Origin of the sequence: Craurococcus roseus, from assembly GCF_039523795.1 — a bacterium.
Lineage (GTDB): Bacteria > Pseudomonadota > Alphaproteobacteria > Acetobacterales > Acetobacteraceae > Craurococcus > Craurococcus roseus.
Genome location: NZ_BAAAFZ010000029.1, coordinates 51334 through 57333 on the forward strand (window position 1 = coordinate 51334; position 6000 = coordinate 57333).

A 6000-nucleotide genomic window follows, 5' to 3' on the forward strand; every position below is an offset into this window, starting at 1 on the left:
CCGGGCGGGACGCGCGGTGATGCGCGTCGCCCTCGTCGATCCTTCGCTGTTCACCTTGCCCTACGACCGCATGCTCGCCCTCGGCTTGCGCGAGGCCGGCCACGACGTCGTCTTGCACACCCGGGCGTTGGAGCCCGCGGAGGGCGATGGCGGAGGCGTGGCGCTGGCAGCGGACTTCTACCGAGCCACCGGCGGCGCCCGCACGGCTTGGCTTCCCGAGCCCCTGCGCTTGACGCTCAAGGGGATCGACCACTTGGCGTCGATGGCCGGCTTGGTCGCCCGGCTCCGGCGCGAACGACCGGATGTGATCCATTTCCAGTGGTTGCCGCTGCCGTTCGCGGACAGGCTCTTTTTGCCCGCCCTGGCCCGCGTCGCACCGCTCGTGCTCACCGTGCATGACTCCAACCCGTTCAACGGCAACCCCGGATCACGGTTGCAGCGGATCGGCGCCACAGATTGCTTCGGCGCCTTCGACGGCATGATCGTGCATACCGAACGTTTCCGGGAACGGTTGCTGGCCCGGGGCGTGCCGGCGGAGCGTGTGACGCGCATCCCGCACGGGCTGCTGGGCGGCTCTGCCGCCGCCGATGCGCCCTCGCCGGCGCCCGCCTCGGCCGCGCCGCGGCGCCCTTCGACCTTCCTGTTGTTCGGGCAGATCAAGCCTTACAAGGGCGCGGACGTGCTGATCGAGGCGTTCGCGCGGCTGCCGGAGGCGCTCCGGGCCGAGGCGCGCCTGCGCATCGTCGGCAAGCCTTACATGGAACTCGCGCCGTTGCTCGAATTGGCAGGCGAGCGGGGCGTCGCCGGGCGGGTCGCTGTGGAGCCGCGCTTCGTGCCCGAGGAGGAGATCCCGGCGCTGTTCGGGCCCGACAGCATACCCGTCTTCCCCTACCGGGAGATCGAGGCCAGCGGCGCGCTCACCCTGGCCATCGCCCACGGAAGGCCCGTGATCGCCTCCCGCATCGGTTCTTTCGCGGAAGATCTGCAGGACGGGGCACACGGGGCGCTGGTCGCGCCCGACGACCCCGCCGCATTGGCGGCAGCCATGGAGCGGATGCTGACGGACCCCGACTTCGCGGCGCGCTGCGCAGCCAATGTCCGGGCCCTTTCCACCGCGGTGCCGTCCTGGGGCGAGATCGGGCGGAAAACGGCCGCGGTGTACGACGCGGCCCGGGCGAACCGGAAACCCGGCGGGACGCGTCCCGCGGTGGCCGCCGCCGGCCGTCGCGCCCCCGCTTGACCCCCGGCCGGGGGCGTCGGTCGCCTCCGGCGTTTCCGCTTCCCAGTCACGGTTAAACGGCCTCAATGCGCCGTCCAGATTCCGTGTTTGGCGAGGCACGGTCCACAAACAAGAGATGCGCGGTGCGGCCCCGGTCACGCGACATTGTCGCAACGGCCATCGGTCCCTCCCTTATTCTCCCGGCGACAAGCGCGTCCCTCCCATGCGCAACCGGAGCTTTCGGTGAACACCTACGCACCCTCCAGAGCCCTTTCCCTTTTGCCGACCGGCGGCGTCGAGGCGCCGGCGCTGAGGGAAGCCAACGTCCGCTCCGTGGAACAACTCGCCAAGGCGCTTTGGCGGCGGCGCCTCTTCATCGCCAGTTGCGGCATAGCCTTGGGGGTGGCCGGGTACGCGGTGACCAAGCAGTTGCCGAAGAAGTATACCGCGACCGGTCTGGTGGCGGTGGACACCCAACGCATCACGGCCGTGGGCGCCACGGGCCCCACCGACGCTGGCACCCTGATGGACCCGGCTCCGCAGGTCCGGAGCGAAACCTTGCTTCTGCGGTCGCCGGCGGTGCTGAGGAAGGTCGCGGACGAACTGGAACTCGCCGCGGACCCGGAGTTCAACGCGCTCCTCCGCCAGCCCGGGGTCCTGGACCAGGTCAAAGGCTTCGTTCGGCAGGTAGCCAACGGCGCCTTCCTCCCGGAGCAGGTCGTCGCGCGGCTCGCCGAATACGGGATTGTCCTGCCCGCGCCCGCCGAGGAGAAGGTGCTCACCCCGCGCGCTGTGCGCGAGATGGTGATGGATTCGTTGTCGGACAGCCTGGCCGTCTTCAACGACGGGCGCAGCCTCGTGATCTCGGCGAGCTTCACATCGGAGAACCCGGAACGGGCCGCGGAGGTGGTCAACCACCTGTTCGAGAGCTACCTGGGCGAGAAGCGCGAGGTGCGCGCGTCCCGGAACCGCGAGATCCTGGGCGCCCTGCAGGGTCGTCTGGAAGACGCGCGCGCGGAACTCGCGGCTGCGGAACAGCGGGTGCGGGACTTCCGGGCGAAGCACGGCCTCGTGTCCGTGCGCGCGGGGTCCGTCGCGCAGCAACAGGTGGAGGAGCTCTCCACCGCGCTCGCCCGCGCGTCCGAAGAGCGCGCGCGCATCAACTCCATCTGGGAGCGCGCGCAGAGCGGGGCCCGCGTCGGCGCCATCCCGACCGATGTCGTGGACGTGCTGGCCTCGCAGACCGTCGGCCGTTTGCGCGACCGCGAAGCCGAAGCGGTGCGCCGCTTGACCGAACTCTCGTCGCGGCTGGGGCCCAGCCACCCCGAGCGCAGGTCCGCCGAGTCGGAACTCGCCGCGGCGCGCGCCGAAACCTTTGCCGAAGCGCGGCGCATCGTCGCCTCGCTCGGCGCGCAGGCGCAGTCCGCCCGCGCCCGCGAAGCCGATCTCGCGCGCCAACTGGAGGAAGCCCGCGGCCAAGCGACGCGGTTGAGCGGGGTGCAGGCCGAGTTGCTGCAACTGGAAAAGGAGTCCGACCAGCGCCGGGCGTTGTACCAGACCTTCATGCAAAGCGTGGAGCAATCGGCGGCGGAGCCTCGCGATCCGCAAATCCTGGGTGTGCAGGTCGTGAGCTACGCGGTCGCGCCGAACGAGCCCTCCGCGCCGAGGCCCGCTCTGGCCGGCGGCATCGGCATGCTGCTCGGCTTCTGCCTGGGCGGCTTGGTCAGCGTGGCCGGCCGTCAGAACCGCGGCCCCTTCCGCGATCTCGAGGATTTGGCGCAGGAGACGCGCTTGCCGGTGCTGGCCGCGGTGCCGCGGGCGTCCGGGTGGCGCGGCCAGGCCTCGTTGCTCAACCGCATCACCGCCGAGCCGCGGGGCATGGAGGCCGAGGTGCTGCGCGGCCTCCGCGCGCAACTGCGCTTCATCGCGCCCCAGGCGACGCCGCGGAGCGTCGCCTTCGCCGCGTCCGGCCCCGGCGAGAGCGCTTCGTCCCTCGCCGCGGCCTTCGCGCGGGTGGCGGCGCTCGATGGGTTGCGGGTGCTGCTGATCGAGGGCGACCTCCAGCAGCCCTCCCTGGCGGCCGCCCTCGGCCTGCCCGAGAGCAACGGGCTCCTCGCCGCCGTCAGCCAGAGCGCGCCGTGGAACGAATCGGTGGCGCGCGACACGGTTACGCCGCTCGATCTCCTGCTCGTCACCGAGCCGCCCCCCAACGCGCGGCAATTGCTGGAGAGCGTGCGCTTCCAACAACTGCTGGCGGATGCGTGTGAAGAGTACAACCTCGTCGTCGTCAACGCGCCATCGGTGACGCTGGCGGCGGAAGCGATGGTGTTGGCGCATTGCGTGGACGCGACCGTGCTCGTGGTCGAAGCCAACGCGACGCCGCGCGACCGGGTCAAGGCGGCCGCGGAACGCCTGCTCGTGGCCTCGAACGGGCTCACGGCGGCGGTGCTGAACAAGGCGGCCGCTAAGGGTTGAGTAGGGGGAGGGAGCTGCGCCGCACCGGACCGGCCGGCCGCGCAAGGGCCGCGGCCGGCCGGCTCGGCCGGTCCGCTCTCATAGCGGGACGGCCGTCCAGAGGCCGGCAGGTCCGGCCGGGGTGATCTGCCCCCTGGCGCATTCGCTGAGGATGACGAAACGTTGCGTATGCATGACGAATGTTCAGTGGGATCATCGGCTACCGTGATGCGACCGATGTCGGGCTTGGGCCAGGAGCGTTCGAAGGTATGGCGCGATCTATGATGCAGCGGCTGCTCGCCCACATCGATTGGCCGCCCGGCCGCCGGCCGGGCTCGGCCCCGGAGCCTTCATCCTCGCCGCCGCCGGCGCCATTGCTCCCCTCCCATCCGCTCCACGCCGACGCCGACGTTACGGACGTCGAGGACGCCCGCCGCACCGCTCTCCGCAAGGCGTTCACGCCGACGCATCCGCTCCGGAGCGCGCGCCGGTTGGCGGGGCGCAGGACACAGCTCGCCCGCGTCCTGCGCGCGATGCTGGACGAGTCGGCCCACGTGGTGATGTACGCCGAGCGGGGCCGCGGCAAGACGTCGCTCATCAACCTGGTTTCGGAGGCTTTGCGCGCCCTCGCCTTCATGGTGGGCTCCTACAGCTGCGCGGCCGAGGACGATTTCGACGCGATCCTGCGCGGGTTGATGCGGAGCCTGCCGCGGTCGCTGCTCGCCGTGCCGGTGCAGCAGGGCGAGGACCGCCTCCTCGGGTGCGAGGCGGCGCTTCCGGACGGGCGGCTGCAGACGCACGACGTGCTCGGCCTCACCGGGCGGTTCACGGGCCGGCGGATGGTGCTGGTGGTGGACGAGTTCGATCGCGTCACCGACGTGGCGACGCGCACGCGCCTCGCCGACACGATCAAGCTGCTGTCCGACCGCGCCGCGCCGATCCTGTTCATCATCGTGGGCGTGTCGGACAACCTGGAAGAGCTGCTCGGACGCCATCCCTCCATCCAGCGCAACGTGGTCAGCGTGCCGTTGCCGCTGCTGACGGACACCGAAATCGAGGCGCTGCTGGAGCGGGGCGCGCAGGAGGCCGGCCTCGTGTTCCCCCCTGCGGCCCGGTACGCAATCGCCGGGCTTGCGCGGGGCGTGCCGTACATCGCCCAGTTGCTGGCGCTGCACGCCGGCTACTCGATGCTCCGGCGCGGCAGCCAGGAGATCGCCCGCGCGGACCTCGACGAGGCGCTCGAGATCGCGGTGGCGGAGGCGGATCCGCGCGTGTCCAGGCTTTACGAAACCCTGACCGAAGGCGGGCGCGACACGGCCATGAGGGCGTTCCTCAGGTCGTTGGCGAACGGGACCCAGGACGCCTTCGGGCGCTTCGTCGTGGAACCCGCCGGTCCCGGGTTCCTGTCCGTCGCGGGACGGGCGGCCCCGGCCGAGCTTTGGCAACGCTTGGTGGACGCCGGCGCGGTGCGGCGCTGCGGCGATGGGGGGCCGCACCTCTTCGCCATGGCCGAGGCGACCTTCGGCAACTATGTGCTGATGCGCGCTGCCCGCGACGGCCCCGAGCGCCGGGCGGAGACGCTGTCCCCGGTCCAGGCGACGACCGTAGCCCGTTGAGTTCCGACCGCTCCGTACGCCGCGAGGGGCTTCACCGCGCCACCGTCCTGGCCTTCGGGAACGGTTCGCCAGCGGCCACTACCGGCTGCCGGGGCGCTTGGGGCGCTGTCTGCCGACCCAGGCGCCCAGCCGGCGCTCCCGGATGCGGCTGACGCCACGCTCCGGCGTTCGAGCCGGGTGCTGCCGCGCGGCGCCGTGCTTCGGGCCGTGATGCGTTTGCGGTTATCGGTGGCGTCCGTTGGCGCGACCGTAGCTGTGTTGCAAGGGGCGGAGGCGACCAGTTGGAGCGGCGATCGACCGCCAAGGGTTTCTTTGCCGCTTGACCAAGAGCGCGCCGCCACCGGGGGACGCCCGGAACAGCAAGGAACGAAGATCGCTGGCGCCACGCGCCGGTCAACGCATCTGGCCGCGTCCCGATCGCGGGCTTCAGCACCACCGGGGCGCGCCCGACCGGGGTCGCGGACGCCGATCCGGCATACCCGCTCCGTTTGATCGCCGAACCGGCGCCGCAGGGTCCGCCGAAGGGCGCTTGTGTTGGTGCCGGTAGGTCCTCGGCTCTGTTCCAGGAGCCGGGTGCCAAGGGAAGGATGGCCGGAGGTCGGCGCGGCTGCTGGCCGGTTCGCCGGAACGCCCGCGCACCCAGCGGTCACCCAACAGATGGCCGCTGCGGTGCGCGAGTGGCTGGCTTGGTCGTGTCCCAGGCGGTGGTGC

The 6000-nt window shown here is 71.6% G+C and carries 3 protein-coding genes; all 3 read left to right on the plus strand.

What is annotated here, in order from left to right; genetic code table 11:
- Positions 1 to 19: 19 nt before the first annotated feature.
- The 3 genes from ABD067_RS11990 to ABD067_RS12000 all read left to right on the plus strand — a co-directional run bounded on the left by ABD067_RS11990 (position 20) and on the right by ABD067_RS12000 (position 5289).
- A complete protein-coding gene (locus tag ABD067_RS11990; RefSeq protein WP_343895530.1) occupies positions 20 to 1240 on the plus strand; it encodes a glycosyltransferase in 1221 nt (406 codons plus the stop codon).
- 222 nt (positions 1241 to 1462) lie between these two features.
- A complete protein-coding gene (locus ABD067_RS11995; protein ID WP_343895532.1) occupies positions 1463 to 3694 on the plus strand; it encodes a GumC family protein in 2232 nt (743 codons plus the stop codon).
- Between the two features lie 248 nt (positions 3695 to 3942).
- Positions 3943 to 5289 (plus strand): nSTAND1 domain-containing NTPase, encoded by a 1347-nt coding sequence (locus tag ABD067_RS12000; protein WP_343895534.1) that lies wholly within the window; start codon positions 3943 to 3945, stop codon positions 5287 to 5289.
- Positions 5290 to 6000 lie beyond the last annotated feature (711 nt).

Excerpts from the sequence above, each read along its gene's own strand:
- ABD067_RS12000 (WP_343895534.1), top strand. The coding sequence starts at position 3,943 with ATGGCGCGATCTATGATGCAGCGGCTGCTCGCCCACATCGATTGGCCG.
- ABD067_RS11990 (WP_343895530.1), top strand. The coding sequence starts at position 20 with ATGCGCGTCGCCCTCGTCGATCCTTCGCTGTTCACCTTGCCCTACGAC.